General features: G+C 68.0%; 15 protein-coding genes and 5 tRNA genes. 15 read left to right on the top strand and 5 right to left on the bottom strand.

Going from position 1 to position 16,084, the window contains the following annotated elements:
* Positions 1 to 1,377, top strand: coding sequence for a DNA repair protein RadA (gene radA / locus ACQ754_RS12460; RefSeq protein ID WP_440997356.1), 1,377 nt, complete (start codon positions 1 to 3; stop codon positions 1,375 to 1,377).
* Here the strand turns inward: radA and ACQ754_RS12455 are convergent.
* Positions 1,353 to 2,189, bottom strand: coding sequence for an IclR family transcriptional regulator (locus ACQ754_RS12455; protein ID WP_440997355.1), 837 nt, complete (start codon positions 2,187 to 2,189; stop codon positions 1,353 to 1,355). The two genes, radA and ACQ754_RS12455, sit on opposite strands and share 25 nt — an antisense overlap.
* Before the next feature lie 143 nt (positions 2,190 to 2,332).
* On the opposite strand from ACQ754_RS12455, the gene ACQ754_RS12450 reads away from it, so the two are divergent.
* Positions 2,333 to 2,566 (top strand): hypothetical protein, encoded by a 234-nt coding sequence (locus ACQ754_RS12450; protein ID WP_440997354.1) that lies wholly within the window; start codon positions 2,333 to 2,335, stop codon positions 2,564 to 2,566.
* Positions 2,567 to 2,646: 80 nt separating this feature from the next.
* Positions 2,647 to 3,429, top strand: coding sequence for a hydroxypyruvate isomerase (gene hyi, locus ACQ754_RS12445; protein ID WP_440997353.1), 783 nt, complete (start codon positions 2,647 to 2,649; stop codon positions 3,427 to 3,429).
* A gap of 4 nt (positions 3,430 to 3,433) precedes the next feature.
* Here the strand turns inward: hyi and ACQ754_RS12440 are convergent, their stop codons facing one another.
* The 3 genes from ACQ754_RS12440 to uraH all read right to left on the bottom strand — a co-directional run bounded on the left by ACQ754_RS12440 (position 3,434) and on the right by uraH (position 5,818).
* Positions 3,434 to 4,162 (bottom strand): GntR family transcriptional regulator, encoded by a 729-nt coding sequence (locus tag ACQ754_RS12440; protein WP_440997352.1) that lies wholly within the window; start codon positions 4,160 to 4,162, stop codon positions 3,434 to 3,436.
* An 88-nt stretch (positions 4,163 to 4,250) separates the two neighbouring features.
* A complete protein-coding gene (locus tag ACQ754_RS12435; RefSeq protein WP_440997351.1) occupies positions 4,251 to 5,459 on the bottom strand; it encodes a urate hydroxylase PuuD in 1,209 nt (402 codons plus the stop codon).
* Positions 5,460 to 5,464: 5 nt separating this feature from the next.
* On the bottom strand, positions 5,465 to 5,818 hold the full coding sequence (gene uraH / locus ACQ754_RS12430) for a hydroxyisourate hydrolase (protein WP_440997350.1): 354 nt from the start codon (positions 5,816 to 5,818) through the stop codon (positions 5,465 to 5,467).
* Positions 5,819 to 5,937: 119 nt separating this feature from the next.
* On the opposite strand from uraH, the gene uraD reads away from it, so the two are divergent.
* Complete coding sequence (gene uraD, locus ACQ754_RS12425) at positions 5,938 to 6,459, top strand: 2-oxo-4-hydroxy-4-carboxy-5-ureidoimidazoline decarboxylase (RefSeq protein WP_440997349.1); 522 nt, start codon at positions 5,938 to 5,940, stop codon at positions 6,457 to 6,459.
* 1 nt (position 6,460) lies between these two features.
* On the opposite strand, the gene folD is transcribed toward uraD, so the two are convergent.
* Positions 6,461 to 7,312: a bifunctional methylenetetrahydrofolate dehydrogenase/methenyltetrahydrofolate cyclohydrolase FolD gene (gene folD, locus ACQ754_RS12420; protein ID WP_440997348.1), complete on the bottom strand. Its 852-nt coding sequence runs from the start codon at positions 7,310 to 7,312 to the stop codon at positions 6,461 to 6,463.
* Positions 7,313 to 7,484: 172 nt separating this feature from the next.
* On the opposite strand from folD, the gene ACQ754_RS12415 reads away from it, so the two are divergent.
* The 11 genes from ACQ754_RS12415 (at position 7,485) to clpX (ending at position 16,029) form a co-directional block, all read left to right on the top strand.
* A tRNA-Pro gene (locus tag ACQ754_RS12415) sits at positions 7,485 to 7,561 on the top strand.
* A gap of 57 nt (positions 7,562 to 7,618) precedes the next feature.
* Positions 7,619 to 7,695 (top strand) — tRNA-Arg (locus ACQ754_RS12410).
* A gap of 21 nt (positions 7,696 to 7,716) precedes the next feature.
* A tRNA-His gene (locus ACQ754_RS12405) sits at positions 7,717 to 7,792 on the top strand.
* 7 nt (positions 7,793 to 7,799) lie between these two features.
* A tRNA-Lys gene (locus ACQ754_RS12400) sits at positions 7,800 to 7,875 on the top strand.
* Positions 7,876 to 8,019: 144 nt separating this feature from the next.
* The gene (locus ACQ754_RS12395) at positions 8,020 to 8,739 is read left to right on the top strand and encodes an ABC transporter ATP-binding protein (RefSeq protein ID WP_440997347.1); all 720 of its coding nucleotides are present in this window, start codon (positions 8,020 to 8,022) and stop codon (positions 8,737 to 8,739) included.
* A 5-nt stretch (positions 8,740 to 8,744) separates the two neighbouring features.
* A complete protein-coding gene (locus ACQ754_RS12390; protein WP_440997346.1) occupies positions 8,745 to 11,108 on the top strand; it encodes an ABC transporter permease in 2,364 nt (787 codons plus the stop codon).
* Between the two features lie 4 nt (positions 11,109 to 11,112).
* Complete coding sequence (locus ACQ754_RS12385) at positions 11,113 to 12,309, top strand: efflux RND transporter periplasmic adaptor subunit (RefSeq protein WP_440997345.1); 1,197 nt, start codon at positions 11,113 to 11,115, stop codon at positions 12,307 to 12,309.
* A 147-nt stretch (positions 12,310 to 12,456) separates the two neighbouring features.
* Positions 12,457 to 12,544, top strand: a tRNA-Leu gene (locus ACQ754_RS12380).
* A 50-nt stretch (positions 12,545 to 12,594) separates the two neighbouring features.
* Positions 12,595 to 13,923 carry a trigger factor gene (tig, locus tag ACQ754_RS12375; RefSeq protein ID WP_440997344.1) on the top strand — a complete coding sequence of 443 codons (1,329 nt, stop codon included), beginning with the start codon at positions 12,595 to 12,597 and terminating at the stop codon, positions 13,921 to 13,923.
* A 2-nt stretch (positions 13,924 to 13,925) separates the two neighbouring features.
* Positions 13,926 to 14,576, top strand: coding sequence for an ATP-dependent Clp endopeptidase proteolytic subunit ClpP (gene clpP / locus ACQ754_RS12370; protein WP_440997343.1), 651 nt, complete (start codon positions 13,926 to 13,928; stop codon positions 14,574 to 14,576).
* A gap of 175 nt (positions 14,577 to 14,751) precedes the next feature.
* Positions 14,752 to 16,029 (top strand): ATP-dependent Clp protease ATP-binding subunit ClpX, encoded by a 1,278-nt coding sequence (gene clpX / locus ACQ754_RS12365; protein ID WP_440997342.1) that lies wholly within the window; start codon positions 14,752 to 14,754, stop codon positions 16,027 to 16,029.
* Positions 16,030 to 16,084: the final 55 nt, after the last annotated feature.

Genomic DNA, 16,084 nt, shown 5'->3' with positions numbered 1-16,084 from the left:
ATGGCCAAGGCCGGACGTTCCCGCCGTGCATTCGTGTGCACCGCCTGTGGCGGCGAGTCGGCGAAGTGGGCCGGGCAGTGCCCGGACTGCGGGGCCTGGAACACCCTGGAGGAGCAGGTGGTGGCGCCGGCGGCCGGTGGCGGCCGGCAGGGCCGCGAGCAGTATGCCGGTGACCAGGGCGTGCGCAGCCTCGCCGACGTCCCCGCCGACGAGGAGAGCCGTCAGACTACAGGCACCGGTGAGCTGGACCGGGTCCTCGGGGGCGGCCTGGTGGTCGGTGCGGTCATCCTCCTGGGCGGCGACCCCGGCATCGGCAAGTCTACCCTGTTGCTGGAGACCGTCGCCCGGCTACCCGCGGAGCGACGTGCACTCTACGTTACTGGCGAGGAGTCGCTGCGGCAGGTGGGCCTGCGGGCGAGTCGGCTGAACGTCTCCGCGGAGGGGCTGCGGCTGCTTGCGGAGACCTCCGTGGAGGCCATCTTGGAGGCGGCGATGTCCGAACGTCCCGGGGTCATGGTCATCGACTCCATACAGACCCTGCACAGCGAGGCCCTGGGGTCGGCCCCGGGCTCGGTGGCCCAGGTGCGCGAGTGCACGGCACAACTGGTGCGCTTCGCCAAGCAGAGCGGGACGACGCTGTTCTTGGTGGGTCACGTCACCAAGGAGGGCCAGATCGCCGGGCCGCGGGTCATGGAGCACATGGTGGATACCGTGCTCTACTTCGAGAGCGATTCCGGAAGCCGCTACCGCCTACTGCGGGCGGTGAAGAACCGCTTCGGCGCCGCCAATGAGCTGGGCGTGTTCGCCATGCTCGATACCGGGCTCCACGAGGTGAAGAACCCCTCCGCGATCTTCCTCTCCCGCCACGAGGAGGCGGTCTCCGGGAGTGTGATCATGGTCACCCGGGAAGGGACCCGACCGCTGCTGGTGGAGGTCCAGGCCCTGGTCAACGAGAGCCCGCTGGCCAATCCCCGACGGGTGGCGCTGGGCCTCGACGGCAATCGCCTGGCCATGCTGCTGGCGGTGCTGCAGCGCCACGCCGGGGTGAGCACGTTCGGAGAGGATGTGTTCATCAATGTCGTAGGGGGCGTTCGGGTCTCCGAGACCGCCAGCGACCTGCCGAGTCTCACGGCGGTGATCTCGAGTCTCCGCGACCGTCCCGTGCCCCAGGAGTGGGTACAGTTCGGAGAGGTCGGCCTGGCCGGCGAGATCCGGCCGGTGCCCAACGGCCCGGAGCGCCTCGCCGAGGCCGCCAAGCACGGCTTTCGCCGCGCCCTGGTGCCGGCCAAGAACCTCCCCCCCAAGGCCCAGCGGCCTCGGGGGATGGAGATCGTTCCGGTCTCCCGGCTGGATCAGGCCCTGGACGCCCTGTTCTGAATAGCGACGCCACCGAGTCGGCTCGTGATGGCCCGCGCGGTGCGCGCCACCTTGGCGCCGAGCTCGTGCATTACGGCATCGGTGATGCGCGCCCGGGGGCCCGAAACAGAGATGGCAGCGAGCGCCTGGCCGGTCTCATCATGGATCGTGGCGGCGACGCAGCGCAGGCCCACCGCATGCTCCTCATAGTCGCAGGCGTAACCGCGCTCGCGGATCTCGGCGAGATCCGCGAGGAGCCGGGCCGGCGTATCCAGGGTGTTGTCGGTCACCCGCGGCAGGCCCCGCCGCTGGAGAATGCGTTCCACCTCCGGGTCCGTCATGCTCGCGAGCAACGCCTTGCCCACGCCGGAGGCGTGCAGCGGGGCGCGGCTGCCGAGGCGCACGATCATGCGCATCATCTCCTGGGATTCCACCTGGGCGAGGAAGACCGCGTAGCCCTCGTCCTGGACGGCGAGGTTGGCCGTCTCGCCGGTGTCCTCCATGAGCTGGTGGAGATAGGGGCGGCTCTCGGCCACGTAGTCCCGGGCGTCGACGAAGCCATTGCCCACGATGAAGGCCTTGACCCCCACCTGCCAGAGGCCCAGATCCTCGTCCTGCTGGACGAACTGCAGCTGCTCCAGGGTGTGGAGCAGCCGGTGGGTGGTTGATGGGGCGAGGCCGGCGATCTGGGAGATCTCCGAGAGCGTGAGCCCGTGGCCCGCGCCGGCCAGCGCCTCGAGGATATGCAGTCCCCGAGTGAGTGACTGGCTGTGCCCACCGCCGCGGTTGCTGGTCCGGGGGCGACCGGTGGTTCGCGTTACTCGTTCCGCCAACGTTTCTCCTCGTGGAAGCATTTTCCACGATTGTAGGTCATCGTGGCGCGACAGTGGGAGCGGGGCGTTGATCTGGGTCATGGTCGCGCCGGAGCGGATGCGATGTGATGGCAGCGTCACTTTTATCCGCTGCGGGAGGGATCATGACGGGCGTGACGCATCAGAGCTGGGATTATCAGGAGTGCGTTCGTTGCGCGGCCTGGCAGGTGGTGCCACGGGAATCGGCGGTGGTGCTGGCGTGCGCCTGCACCCGTCCGCGGGAAGTGGAACGCCTGGACCGCCCGGCCACCGGCCACGAGGTGTTGCAGGCCGAACGGCTGCGCGCGCTGGTATGGGCGGCGCCGGTGTGGGAGGCACAGCCGCGGGAGGCGGCCTGAGCGTGCCCCCGCGCGGGCGGTGAAAGGCCCAGGGCGGCTCGGCTACACTTGCGGTGCACACTCACGCCGCAGGAGCCGCCATGCCACGCCTCGCCGCCAACCTCTCGCTGCTGTTCACCGAGTATGATTTCCTCGATCGTTTCAAGGCGGCCGCCGACGCCGGCTTCCGCGGCGTGGAATACCTCTTCCCCTATGACTATCCGCCGCAGCAGCTCCAGGAGTTGCTGGTGGAAAACGGCCTCACCCAGGTGCTGTTCAACCTACCGCCAGGCGATTGGGACGCCGGCGAGCGCGGCATCGCCTGCCATCCCCTGCGTCGCGAGGAATTCCGCGAAGGGTTGGAGGAGGCGATCACTTATGCACGGGCGCTGGACTGCCGGCGTGTCCACTGCCTGGCGGGGTGTCTGCCGGAGGGGGTGGACACCGCCGAGGCCCGTTCCACTCTGGTAGCGAGCCTCGCCGAGGCGGCCCCGCGGTTCGGGCAGGCGGGGGTGACGCTGCTGCTGGAGGCCATCAATACGCGGGATATCCCCGGTTTTCTCGTCCACCGTTCCGCCGACGCGCTGGCCATACTCGACGAGGCCGGCGCCGATAACCTCGCGCTGCAATATGACGTCTACCACATGCAGGTGATGGAAGGGGATCTGGCGCGCACGATGGAGGCGAATCTCGCCCGCATCGGTCATATCCAGATTGCCGATAACCCCGGCCGGCATGAACCGGGGACCGGCGAGATCCATTATCCCTATCTCCTCGACCGCCTCGATGAGTGGGGATACCGGGGATGGGTAGGCTGCGAATACCGTCCCTCGGGAGACACCGCAGCCAGTCTCGCATGGGCGGCGGACTACCTGGACCGTTGAGGTTTCAGTGCTTGAGGATATCCGCCAAATCCACGGGGCGTGGCTGCTCCTCGAGGCTCAGGCGCGCCTCCAGGGCATCCAGATGTTCGCGCGCCCGTCGGGCGGCCTCGTCTCCGTGCCCGGCGGACAGGGCGTCGGCGAGGGCCTGGTGGTCATCCCCCAGGTAACAGGCGCTCATGCCTGGTGCCTTGTACAGCGCGATGACGATTGAGGTGCGGATCACCAACTCGCGGAGCATGCGTCCGAGCACGGCGTTGGGGGCATGGTCGGCGATGCACAGGTGGAAGGCCATGGAGTGCTGGACCCGCTCGTCCTCCCGGGCCTCCTGGTGGGCGGCGTGTTCGTCGGCGATGATCTCGCGCAGACACTGCTCCACCACCTGCGCCCGCACACCCGCGAGCTGACGGACCACCTCCGCCTCCACGAGGCGGCGCGCGTCAAAGATATGCCGTGTCTCCTCGACGCTGGGGCGGGCCACGATGGCCACCTGGTTGGGTCGGCGGGTCACGAGCTGGTCGCCATCGAGCCGCGCCAAGGCCTTGCGTATCACCGAGCGGCTCACCCCGAAGAGCTTGCCGAGGCTGACCTCCGGGAGCCGGGTGCCCGGGGGCAGTCGCTGGGTGAGCACGGCGTTGTAGATTGTCCGGTAAATGGTCTCGTCCGTGGAGCGCCGCCCGGCCTCCGGCGCGAGGCCGGGCGGCGCGAGGGGCGGGGATTCCTTCCGTTCGGTCATCAGTGTGGCTCGTCGGGGCTGCTCATGGGGCTCCCTGGTCCGAATTTAGCCATTCCGCCGGCCCTTTGGCAAACCGCCCCCACGGGGATCATGGGTCTTGTTCCGCTGCGGCGATCCAGGCCCCGAGGCGCCGGCGTTCGTCCTCGGTCATCTCCGTGATGTTGGCCAGTGGCATATAGTCGCTGTCCACCGCTACCCGGGCGATCGCCTCGCGCTGGCGTCGAATCTCCGCGGGCGTCTCCAGTACCACGCCCGCCGGCGGGCTGGCGTAACCGGCGAAGCTCGGCTCCTCGGCGTGGCAGGCGGTGCAACGGGACTGGATGATTCCCTGGATCTCGGCGGACGCTACCTCCTCGGTGACCGCCGCGCTAGGCCCGTTTGGGCCACCGGTGAACGGCTCGTGCAGTGCCGGGCTCGCCGCAATCGCCACGGCGGCAAAGGCGAGGGCACTGGCCGGAAGAATCAAGGCCTTGGACCGTCCCGGACGGTGGCGGATGTTGAAGTAGTGGCGCACCGCCACACTGATTACCGACAGCGCCGCGAGGATCGCCCAGTTCCATTCCTGGGCGTAGGTGCTCGGGTAGTGGTTGCTGATCATGATGAACAGCACCGGCAGGGTGAGATAGTTGTTGTGGCGGCTGCGCAGCAGCCCGGCCTTGCCGTGGCGCGGGTCCGGCGCCCGTCCCTGCTCCATGGCGCGAACCAGCTCCTTCTGGGACGGGATGATGACGAAGAACACGTTGGCCACCATGCAAGTGCCGACGGCCGCGCCCACGTGGATGTACGCCGCGCGGCCACTGAGCAGCGTCGACAGCCCCCAGGCGAGCAGCACCAGGAGCACGGTGATGAGGGTCGCGAGCCACCCCGGCCGATGGCCGAGCTGCCGGCACAGCGCATCGTAGACCAGCCAGCTGACCACCAGCGTGGCCAGCCCCAGGGCTACCGCCTGCCACGGTGCCAGCACCCCGGCGGTGCCGAGCATCATCGTGCCGGCATTGTGGTAATAGACGACAATCAGTAGCAGGAAGCCGGTAATCCAGGTGGAGTAGGCCTCCCACTTGAACCAGTGCAGTCGTTCGGGCAGCTGTGGCGGTGCCACGGCATACTTCCGAACGAAGTAGAAGCCGCCGCCGTGGACCGCCCAGAGCTCGCCGGCGATCCCCTCGGGCCGGCCCGTACGCTCGAGGTGGTTCTCCAACCAGTTGAAGTAGAACGACGCGCCGATCCAGGCCACGCCGGCGATGAGATGCAGCCAGCGGACCAGCAGGCCCGACCACTCGGCGAGCGCCGCCTCCATGGGGGTCAGCTGCCGCGGTAGGTGGTGTAGCCGTAGGGCGAGATGAGCAGCGGGACGTGATAATGCTCATCGGGGCGGGCGACACCGAAGCGGATTACCACCTCGTTGAGAAAGCGCGGACTCTCCGTGCCCAGCCCCGAGCCGTCGAAGTAGTCCCCCACGTGAAAGACGAGCTCATAGTCGCCGGCGGTCAGTGCCTCGCCCTCGAGCAGTGGCGCGTCCACCCGCCCGTCCCCATTGGTCACCGCTTCTTTGATGGGCCGTGGGTTGCCGTTTTCCATCCGGCGAAGTTCGATGCGGATGCCGGCACCGGGATGTCCTTGGGCGGTATCCAGGATATGGGTGGTGAGTCGGCCCATGTCGTCTTCTCCCCGTTGGTCACCGGTTCGCGGGAGGTATAGACCAAAGTGTCGACAGCCGCAACCGGAAATGTATACAGTTAGTGGCGCGTCGGGAACCTTCCGAGGGGAAACCGCTGATGGCATCCACACTTCGACCCCGGCCCAGCGAGCTCGACGAGGAGGCCTTCGTCGCCACTTACGGGGATGTCTACGAGCACTCACCGTGGGTGGCGCGGGAGGCGTATCGTCAGGGGCTGACGCCGGTGGAGGACGATCCCGAGGCCCTCGCTGCGGCGATGGCGGCGGTGCTCCGGGAGGCCGCCGCGGAGGACCAAATGGCCGTCATCCGGGCCCATCCCGACCTGGCTGGTAAGGCGGCGTTGGGCGGCACCCTCACCGAGGACTCCGGTCGGGAACAGGCGGGGGCGGGGCTCGACCAGTGTACGCCGGAGGAGCTGGAGCGCTTCCAGGCGCTCAATCGGGCCTATCGGGAGCGCTTCGGTATGCCCTTCGTGATGGCGGTGAAGGGCTTCCACCGCCGGGACATCCTGACCGCCTTCGAGACCCGTCTCGCCAACGACGCCGACGAGGAACGGCGCACCGCCGTCGAGCAGGTCAACCGCATTGCGCGGCTGCGTTTGCGCGCCCGTGCTGGGTGAGTCAGCGTTCCAGGCCCGCCGCCTGGAGGGTGTTGGCCAGCAAGGTGGCGCGGGTCATGGGACCGACGCCACCGGGTACTGGCGTGATCCAGCCGGCCCGGGCGGCGGCGGCATCGTAGTCGACGTCCCCCACCAGGCGGCCGGCGTCATTGCGGTTGATGCCCACGTCGATGACGATCGCGCCCTGCTTGATCCATTCGCCGAGGACGAAGCCCGGGCGGCCCACGGCGGCCACCACGACGTCCGCGGCGCGGACCTTCTCCGCCAGCCCGCGGGTGCGGCTGTGGCAGATGGTGACGGTGCAGCGGGCGTTGAGCAGCTCCAGGGCCATGGGCCGGCCAACGATGTTGGACTGGCCGATGACCACGGCGTCTCGTCCGGAGAGCTCGATGGCGCTGTGCTCGAGCAGGGTCATTACACCGCGGGGGGTGCAGGAGCGAAGCCCGGGCAGACGGAGGGCCAGGCGGCCCACGTTGACGGGGTGGAAGCCGTCCACGTCCTTGTCCGGGTGGATGGTTTCGATCACCCGCTGGGCATCGATGTGCCCGGGCAGCGGCAGCTGGACCAGGATCCCGTCCACCGCGGGGTCGGTGTTGAGCTCGTTGACCAGCGCCAGCAGCTCGCCCTCGCTGGTCTCGGCGTCCAAATCGTGGGCGTAGGATTGGATGCCCACCTCGGAGCAGTCCTCGCGTTTCTTGCGCACATACACCCGGGAAGCGGGGTCTTCGCCGACCTGAATGACGGCGAGCCCCGGGGGGCGGCCACCTTCGTCGGCGTGGGCCTGGACGCGCTCGGCGATGTGGTGGCGCAGCCGCGCGGCGATGGCCTTGCCGTCGATGATGCTCGCGCTCATTCGTAGTTCCTCCCAGGGTGTGCCGACCGCCGATGGACAGGCCGCGAATTCTCTCACTTGCCGGTAGGGCGCTCAATATTCCGCGCTTGACGTGCCACGGGCGCCTGCGTAGTATTCCGGCGTCTACGGCGACGGCTGAACGCCTGCCCGGTGTGACCCGGCGATCGATGCACGGGGTGTAGCGCAGTCTGGTAGCGCGCCTGCTTTGGGGGCAGGATGTCGGGGGTTCAAATCCCTCCACCCCGACCAGTTCCGCCGCCACGCTGGGCGACCCGGCGGGTGCCGAGGCTTGAGGCTGTGGGTTACGCGCCCGTAGCTCAACCGGACAGAGCATCGGCCTTCTAAGCCGAGGGTTGCAGGTTCGAGTCCTGCCGGGCGCGCCAGTTGACAGTGCACAGACAATGGTGGGCGTAGCTCAGTTGGTAGAGCACCGGATTGTGGCTCCGGCGGTCGTGGGTTCAAATCCCATCGCTCACCCCAGACAAGCGGGCCGTTAGCTCAATTGGTAGAGCAGCTGACTCTTAATCAGTAGGTTCGGGGTTCGAGTCCCTGACGGCCCACCATCCTGTTGAAGGGCTGGGGCCTCCTGGCCCTTTCTTCTTCTGACCCTTTCTTGTGGCCACTACCGCCGCTTCGTGACCCCCCGCAGTGAACGCCCCGCCGCTTCGTGACACCATGGACCGGCCAGCAGGGCAGGGAGGACGGCGATGACTGGGGCGGCCGGCGGGGCGGTCTTCGAGGTCAGCGGGCTGACCAAGGTCTATCGGGTCGGCGAGACGGAGGTGACGGCGCTGCGTGGCGTCGAGCTCACCCTCCACGCCGGCGAGCTGGCCGTCATGCTCGGCGCCTCGGGTTCCGGAAAATCCACGCTGCTCAACATCCTCGGTGGCCTGGACAGCGCCACGGCGGGTCGCGTCCTCTACCGAGGGCACGATCTGGTGGATGCCGACGAGCGGGCCCTGACCCGCTACCGACGCGAGCACGTCGGCTTCGTGTTCCAGTTCTACAACCTTATCTCCAGCCTCACCGCCCGCGAGAACGTGGCTATCGTCACCGAGATCAGCCGGGAACCCATGGCGCCGGAGCAGGCGCTGGGCCTGGTGGGGCTGGATGCGCGCCTGGACCACTTTCCCGCGCAGCTCTCCGGCGGCGAGCAGCAGCGGGTGGCCATCGCCCGGGCCATCGCCAAGCAACCCGCCGTGTTGCTCTGCGATGAGCCCACCGGGGCCCTGGACTCGGCTACCGGCATCCAGGTCCTCGAGGCCTTGGCCCGCGTCAATCGCTCCCTGGGTACCACCACCGTGATCATCACCCACAATGCGGTCATTAGTGAGATCGCCGACCGGGTCATTGCCATCCACGACGGACGGGTGGCGCGCACGGAGGCCAACCCCCGTCCGCGGCCGGCCGCGTCGCTGCACTGGTAGGCGTGGTGCGAACGCTGCGGCGCAAGCTCCTTCGGGACCTGATTCGTCTGGGGGCGCAGACCACGGCGATCGCCGTGGTGATCGGCGCCGGCGTGATGACCCTGATCCTCTCGGTGACCAGTCTCGAGGCCATGGAGCGCAGCCGCGGGGCCTTTTACCGGGATCAAGCGCTGGCCGACGTGTTCGTCACCCTCAAGCGGGCCCCGGAGGCGGTGGCGGAACGCCTTGTAGCCGTGCCCGGGGTGAACCGGGTGGAGACCCGGATCCGGGCCCCGGTACGCCTCCAGATCCCGGGCTTCGGTGAGCCGGTGCGCGGGTTGGCGCTGTCCATTCCGGACGGCCGTCAGCCGGCGGTAAACCGCCTTCACCTGCGCGAGGGCGGCCTGCCTGAGCCGGGGCGCAGGGACCAGGTGGTATTGAGCGAGGCCTTTGCCGAGGCCCACGGCCTGCACCCGGGGGACCGCATCACCGCCATCATCCGCGGTCGCCTGGAGGCGCTGCGGGTCAGTGGGGTGGCGCTGTCGCCGGAGTTCGTCTATCAGGTGGGGCCGGCGGACCTATTGCCCGACTATCGACGCTACGGGGTGCTGTGGATGGGCCGCAGCGCCCTTGCCGGCGCCTATGGCATGGAGGGGGCGTTCAATGACGTGGTGCTCACCCTCCAGGCCCGGGCCCGGGTGGAGGCGGTGGTCGCGCGGGTCGACGCCGTGCTGGGGCGCTACGGTGGTACCGGCGCCCACGGCCGCGACGAGTTGCCCTCCGAGCGCTTCCTCGCCGAGGAGATCGACCAGTTGCGGGGTATGGCGTTGGTGCTGCCCGCCGTGTTCTTGGGTGTCTCGGCGTTCCTGCTCAGTGTGTTGATGGCGCGGGTGATTCGCACTCAACGCCGGGAGATCGCCCTGCTCAAGGCATTCGGCTATCGCGATTGGGATATCGCCGTGCACTATGCGTTGATGACCGCCGTGGTGGTCGGCATGGGCGGTATCCTGGGGGCGGCCTTCGGCGCCTGGGCCGCGGAGGCACTCGGCGGGCTGTACCGGGAGTACTTCCGCTTTCCGAACATCGATTTCCGGTTGAGCCCTCGAGTGGTCGGTATCGCCGTGCTCGTCGCCGGGGGTGCCGGGGCAGTAGGCACCTTCGGCGCCGTGCGCGCGGCGGCGCGGCTGCGGCCGGCCGAGGCGATGCGACCGCCGCTGCCCGAGCGTTTCCATCGCGGCCGTCTCGCCGGCTCGCGGCTGGGGCGTCGCCTCGACCAACCCACCCGGGTCGTGCTCCGCCACCTCGCACGCCATCGCTTGAAGGCGGCGTTGTCGGTGCTTGGCATCGGGCTCTCGGCGGCCCTGCTGCTGCTCGGCAGCTATCAATTCGCTGCGGTGGAACGACTGATCGACGTCCAGTACCGCCTGGTCCAGAAGGCCGACGTCCAGGTGGTATTCAGCGAGGTGACCTCCGTGCAGGCGCTCGCCGACCTCCGGCATCAACCGGGGGTGTGGTTTGCCGAGGGCTATCGTTCGGTACCCGTGCGCCTGCGCCACGGCCGGCGGCATTACACCACCAGCATCCTGGGCATGGACCGTCGGCCGCAGCTTCGGGGCCTGATCGACGCGCAGCACCGCCCCCTGACCCTGCCGGCGCAAGGTCTGTTGCTCACCGATTACCTGGCCGACCAGCTCGGCGTCGCGGTGGGGGAGTCACTCTCCGTGGAGATCCTGGAGGGACGGCGGGAGACGGTACGCGTGCCCATCGCTGCGGTGGTGGCTGAACCGGTTGGGGTCGGGGTCTACATGGCCCGCGACGCCGTGAATCGGCTGATGCGGGAGGGGCCAGCCGTTTCCGGCGCCTGGCTGCTCACGGACCGTCACCGGGAGGCGGAGCTATTCGACGCCCTGTGGGCGGCGCCGCGGATCGCCGGCGTGGGATTGTTGCGCCGATCCGAGGCGGCGATCCGGGACTACATCGAGGGGACCATGCTGGTGACTATGGGCCTGCTTCTGGTGCTCGCTGGCTGTATCACCTTCGCAGTGGTCTACAACAACGCCCGCATCGCCTTCGCCGAACGTGGCCGGGAGCTGGCGACCCTGCGGGTGCTGGGCTTCACACATGGCGAGGTGGCCTGGATCCTGGCCGGCGAGATCGCGCTCATCACCCTGCTGGCCATCCCGGTGGGCTGGCTGCTGGGTACGGGCTTCGCCTGGCTGCTCAATGTCGCGCTGAGCATGGAGCTGATGCGCCTACCCTTTGTCATTACCCCGACTGTCTACGCGTTCGCCGCGGCCGGGGTGCTCGGTGCCTCGGCGCTGTCGGTGCTGCTGGTGGTCCGCTGGATCCGCCGTCTGGACATGGTTTCGGCGCTGAAGACCGGGGAGTAAGGTAATGGGTCGACGTAGAAATGGGATTGCCGCCGCAGCGGCCATGGCGATCATCGGTGCGTTGATCTGGGCGCTTTGGCCCGCCCCGGTGCCGGTCAATGTTGCCCTCGTCGAGCGCGGGCCGTTCGCCGAGTACGTCGAGGACGAGGGTCGCGCCTGGCTGCCCGAGCCCCATGTGGTGACCGCGCCCATCGGCGGTTACCTGCGCCGGGTCGACCTCGACCCGGGGGACCGCGTCACCGCCGGTCAGGTGCTCTTCGAGCTCGAGGCGTTGCCGTCGCCGGCCCTGGATGCGCGCAGCCGTGAGCAGGCCCGGGACACGGTCTCTGCGGCCCGGGCGCGATTGGCTATGGCCGAGGCGGGGTTGGAGGCGCAGCGGGCCCGCCGCGAGGTGGCGGAGGGCGAATACCAGCGCCATCGCCAACTCCACGCCCGGGAGTTTATCTCCGCCGAGGTCATGGACCGCATTCGTGCCGAGCGCGACGCCGCCATGGCCGGCGAGCGTGCCGCCCGGCACGCGGTGGAGGTGGCGCGCTTTGAGCTTGCGGCGGCTGAGGCAACGCTGGCAGTGGCCGATGGCGAGCGGGCGGCGCCGGAGCAGCCCTCGTTGCCGGTGCGCGCCGCTATCGAGGGGACGGTGGTGGAGCGCTTCCGCTGCTGCGAGGGGCCGATCGCGGCGGGGGCGCCGGTGCTCGAGATCGGCGACCTCTCCACCCTGGAGGTGCGCTTCGAGCTCTTGTCCCCGGACGCGGTGCGGGTGCGCCCGGGGATGTCGGTGGTCCTTGAGCGCTGGGGTGGGGACGCGGTTCTGGACGGGGAGGTGCTCCGAGTGGAGCCGCGGGGTGTCGAGGAGGTCTCGGCGCTCGGTGTCGAGGAGCGGCGCGTACCGGTGCGCGTGGCCATTCGCTCGCCCAAGGAAGCCTGGGAAGGGCTTGGTGACGGTTACCGGGTCGAGGGTCGTTTTATCCTATGGCAGGGTGACGATGTGCTCCAGGTGCCGACCAGTGCATTGTTCCGTGAGGGGGACCGCTGGATGGCGTTCGTGGCCGAGGACGGTCGTGCCCGTCTGCGCCCGGTGGAACGTGGGCGGCAAAGTGGCCTCCGCACGCAGGTGCTCGGGGGTCTCTCGCACGGCGAGCGGGTGATCACACACCCGGGGGACCGTCTCTCCGAAGGCATCCGTGTACGGCTGCAGGAGTGAAACCGGGGATGCCCCGTGGGTCCGGAGATGCTAGCCTTATGCGCTGGAGTGAACGGTCTGCGGCGTCGTGTCGTGGACCGTTTTGTTTTCGGCACGGCGGCGACTTAGCGTCGTGCGCTGGCATTGGTATAGTACGCGTTTAACATCGCGAAAGTGGCGGAACCGGTAGACGCGCTGGGTTTAGGTCCCAGTGGGGTAATCCCCCGTGCGAGTTCGAGTCTCGCCTTTCGCACCAGACATGGGCACAGGCGCGCGGTGGCGGGCACCGCGCAAGAGGTGTATTCGATGCAAGTATCCGTGGAGACCACTGAGGGGCTGGGCCGTCGCATCAAGGTGCAGGTGCCCTCGACGCGCGTGGACAGCGAGGTCGAGAGCCGACTCAAGGACCTGCGCGGCCGTGTCCGCATGAATGGCTTCCGCCCGGGCAAGGTGCCGATGAAGATCGTGCAGAAGCAGTACGGTGATCAGGTGCGCGGCGAGGTGCTCAATGAGGTCGTGCAGAGCACCTACAGCGAGGCCCTGGAGCAGGAAGGGCTCCGGCCCGCCGGCGCGCCGGAGATCGAGCCCGTGCAGGTCGAGGCGGGCAAGGATCTGGAGTACGAGGCCACCTTCGAGGTGCTACCGGGCATCGAGGTCACCGGTATCGAGGAGATCGCCATCGAGCGCCCCGCCGCCGACATCACCGATGCGGATGTGGATGCGTTGATCGAGCGGCTGCGCCGCCAGCAGGCGGAGTACAGCGAGGTCGAGCGCGCCGCCACCGATGGCGACCGGGTGACCATTGACTTCCATGGCACCGTCGACGGCGAGGAGTTCGAGGGCAACACCGGGGAGGACGTCCCGGTGGAGATCGGCTCCGGGCAAATGCCCGCGGAGTTCGAGGCGGAGCTCGTCGGCGTCAGCGCCGGTGAAGACAAGCGCATCGACTACACCTTCCCCGAGCAGTTCCCGGACCCGAAGGTGGCCGGTAAGACCGCTACCTTCGAGGTGAAAGTCAAGAAGGTCGAGGAGGCGGAGCTGCCCGAGGCGGATGACGAGTTCGCCAAGGCCATGGGTATGGAAAACGGGCTCGAGGAGTTGCGGGAGCGGGTGCGCGAGAACCTCGAGCGCGAGCGCGATCAGGCCGTGCGCGCTCGGGTCAAGCAGCAGGTCATGGACGGGCTGATCGAGCGTAACCCCATTGAGCTGCCCCAGGTGCTCATCGATCGGGAGATCGAGCAGTTGCGCGAGCAGATGAAGCAGCGCATGCAGCAGTACGGTGCCGAGGGCGAGGAGCCGGACCTGCCCGCCTCGCAGTTCGAGGAAGAGGCGCGGCGCCGCGTCGCGCTCGGGTTGCTGATCAACGAGATCGTTCGCGCCAACGAGATCGAACTCGACCGCAGCCGCCTGTCCGAGGCGTTGCAGGAGATCGCCTCGGGCTACGGCCAGCCGGATCAGGTGATCCAGGCGTACATGCAGAACCAGCAGCTCATGGAGAGCCTGCAGGTACAGGTCATGGAGGACCAGGTGGTGGACTGGATCGCCGAGCGGGCCCAGGTCACCGACAAGCCCGTGAGCCTGGACGTGCTGCTCGGCCGGGCGAGCGAAGAAGACGACGGCGAGGCCGGAGAATGACCATGACCAGTGAGCGCGAGGGCCAGATCCGCAGCGAGATCGAGAACACCGGCCTGGTGCCGATGGTGGTCGAGCAGACTGCCCGCGGCGAGCGTGCCTACGACATCTATTCGCGGCTGCTCAAGGAGCGGGTGATTTTCATGGTCGGCCCGGTGGAGGACTACCAGGCCAACCTGCTGATCGCCCAGCTACTGTTTCTCGAGTCCGAGAACCCGGACAAGGACATCCACCTCTACATCAACAGCCCCGGCGGGGTGGTCACTGCGGGCCTGGCGATTTACGACACCATGCAGTTCGTCAAGCCCGACGTCAGCACCGTGTGCATCGGCCAGGCGGCGAGCATGGGCTCGCTGTTGCTCGCCGCAGGCGCGGCGGGCAAGCGCTTCGCCCTGCCCAACTCCCGGGTGATGATCCATCAACCCCTCGGTGGCTTCCAGGGCCAAGCCACGGACGTGGACATCCACGCCCGCGAAATCCTCAACACCCGTGAGCGGTTGAACCGCATCCTCGCCCATCACACCGGGCAGGACATGGAGACCATCCAGCACGATACCGAGCGGGACAACTTCATGGCTCCGGAAGAGGCCCAGGAGTACGGCATCATCGACGCCGCCCTGCGCGACCGCGCCAGCCTCGGCGGCGCCGGCGAGTGAGACGTAGCGCCCCGGCTACCCGCCGGGGCACCCTTGAAGACCCTCCCCTCCCCGCCCCCATATTAGCCGGATAGGGCGTAGCCGCGGGCCGCGCGGCCGTCGGCGCTTACTTGCGTGGCTGCTAAAATGCAGGCAAGGTTTCAGCGAATACTGCTCCCATTCTTGAGGGTAACCAATGAGTGACAGAGAGAACGGCAGGGGCGACGACAACGGCAAGCTGCTGTATTGCTCCTTCTGTGGCAAGAGTCAGCACGAGGTCCGCAAGCTGATCGCTGGCCCGTCCGTTTTCGTCTGCGACGAGTGCGTCGAGCTTTGCAACGACATCATCCGCGAGGAGATGGAGGAGAAGGCGGCCGGTGGCGGCAACAAGCTGCCGAAGCCGCATGAGATCAAGGAGGTGCTCGACGAGTACGTCATCGGCCAGGAACCGGCCAAGAAGGTGCTCTCGGTCGCGGTGTACAACCACTACAAGCGCATGGAGGCGGGGCAGTCGAAGAGCGACGTGGAGCTATCCAAGAGCAACATCCTGCTCATTGGGCCCACGGGTTCGGGCAAGACGCTACTTGCCGAGACGTTGGCCCGGATGCTCGACGTGCCGTTCACCATCGCCGATGCCACCACCCTCACCGAGGCCGGCTATGTCGGTGAGGACGTGGAGAACATCATCCAGAAGCTGCTGCAGAAGTGCGACTACGATGTCGAGAAGGCGCAGCAGGGCATCGTCTACATCGACGAGATCGACAAGATCTCGCGCAAGGCGGACAACCCGTCGATCACCCGGGACGTATCCGGTGAGGGCGTGCAGCAGGCGCTGCTCAAGCTCATCGAGGGTACCACCGCTTCGGTGCCGCCCCAGGGCGGGCGCAAGCACCCGCAGCAGGAGTTCCTGCAGGTCAACACCGCGAATATCCTGTTCATCTGCGGGGGCGCCTTCGCCGGGTTGGAGAAGGTCATCCAGCAGCGCTCGGAGAAGGGCGGGATCGGCTTCTCCGCCGACATCAAGGCCACGAACGAGCGCAAGAGCACTAGTGACACCCTGCGCGATGTCGAGCCCGAGGATCTGGTCAACTACGGCCTGATCCCGGAGTTCGTGGGCCGCATGCCGGTGGTTGCGACCCTCGATGAGCTCGACGAGGAGGTCCTGATCCGCATCCTGCGCGAGCCCAAGAACTCGCTGGTCAAGCAGTTCGGGCGGCTGTTCGACATGGAGGGCGTGGAGCTGGAGTTCCGCGACGAGGCCCTGCGGGAAGTGGCGCGCAAGGCCATTGCCCGTAAGACCGGTGCCCGGGGGCTTCGGACGCTCATCGAGCACGTGCTCCTGGATACCATGTACGACCTACCGAGCCTGGACGACGTCAGCAAGGTGGTGGTCGATGACGCGGTGATCCGCGGCGAGACCAAGCCGTACATCATCTACGACGGCTCCGAGCAGCCCGCTGCCGCCTCGGATTGACGGCGGTTCGGGCGTTGCTCCCGTAAAGGGCCCGGTCGCCGTCGGCGGCCGGGCC

Source organism: Arhodomonas sp. SL1 (genome assembly GCF_052060015.1).
Taxonomy (GTDB): domain Bacteria; phylum Pseudomonadota; class Gammaproteobacteria; order Nitrococcales; family Nitrococcaceae; genus Arhodomonas.
This window is presented reverse-complemented; position numbering and strand designations above follow the sequence as displayed.

Excerpts from the sequence above, each read along its gene's own strand:
- uraD (WP_440997349.1), top strand. The coding sequence starts at position 5,938 with ATGGCATCCACACTTCGACCCCGGCCCAGCGAGCTCGACGAGGAGGCC.
- radA (WP_440997356.1), top strand. The coding sequence starts at position 1 with ATGGCCAAGGCCGGACGTTCCCGCCGTGCATTCGTGTGCACCGCCTGT.
- clpP (WP_440997343.1), top strand. The coding sequence starts at position 13,926 with ATGACCAGTGAGCGCGAGGGCCAGATCCGCAGCGAGATCGAGAACACC.
- folD (WP_440997348.1), bottom strand. The coding sequence starts at position 7,312 with ATGAGCGCGAGCATCATCGACGGCAAGGCCATCGCCGCGCGGCTGCGC.
- ACQ754_RS12395 (WP_440997347.1), top strand. The coding sequence starts at position 8,020 with ATGACTGGGGCGGCCGGCGGGGCGGTCTTCGAGGTCAGCGGGCTGACC.
- tig (WP_440997344.1), top strand. The coding sequence starts at position 12,595 with ATGCAAGTATCCGTGGAGACCACTGAGGGGCTGGGCCGTCGCATCAAG.
- ACQ754_RS12440 (WP_440997352.1), bottom strand. The coding sequence starts at position 4,162 with ATGACCGAACGGAAGGAATCCCCGCCCCTCGCGCCGCCCGGCCTCGCG.
- uraH (WP_440997350.1), bottom strand. The coding sequence starts at position 5,818 with ATGGGCCGACTCACCACCCATATCCTGGATACCGCCCAAGGACATCCC.
- ACQ754_RS12385 (WP_440997345.1), top strand. The coding sequence starts at position 11,113 with ATGGGTCGACGTAGAAATGGGATTGCCGCCGCAGCGGCCATGGCGATC.
- ACQ754_RS12450 (WP_440997354.1), top strand. The coding sequence starts at position 2,333 with ATGACGGGCGTGACGCATCAGAGCTGGGATTATCAGGAGTGCGTTCGT.
- ACQ754_RS12435 (WP_440997351.1), bottom strand. The coding sequence starts at position 5,459 with ATGGAGGCGGCGCTCGCCGAGTGGTCGGGCCTGCTGGTCCGCTGGCTG.
- clpX (WP_440997342.1), top strand. The coding sequence starts at position 14,752 with ATGAGTGACAGAGAGAACGGCAGGGGCGACGACAACGGCAAGCTGCTG.
- hyi (WP_440997353.1), top strand. The coding sequence starts at position 2,647 with ATGCCACGCCTCGCCGCCAACCTCTCGCTGCTGTTCACCGAGTATGAT.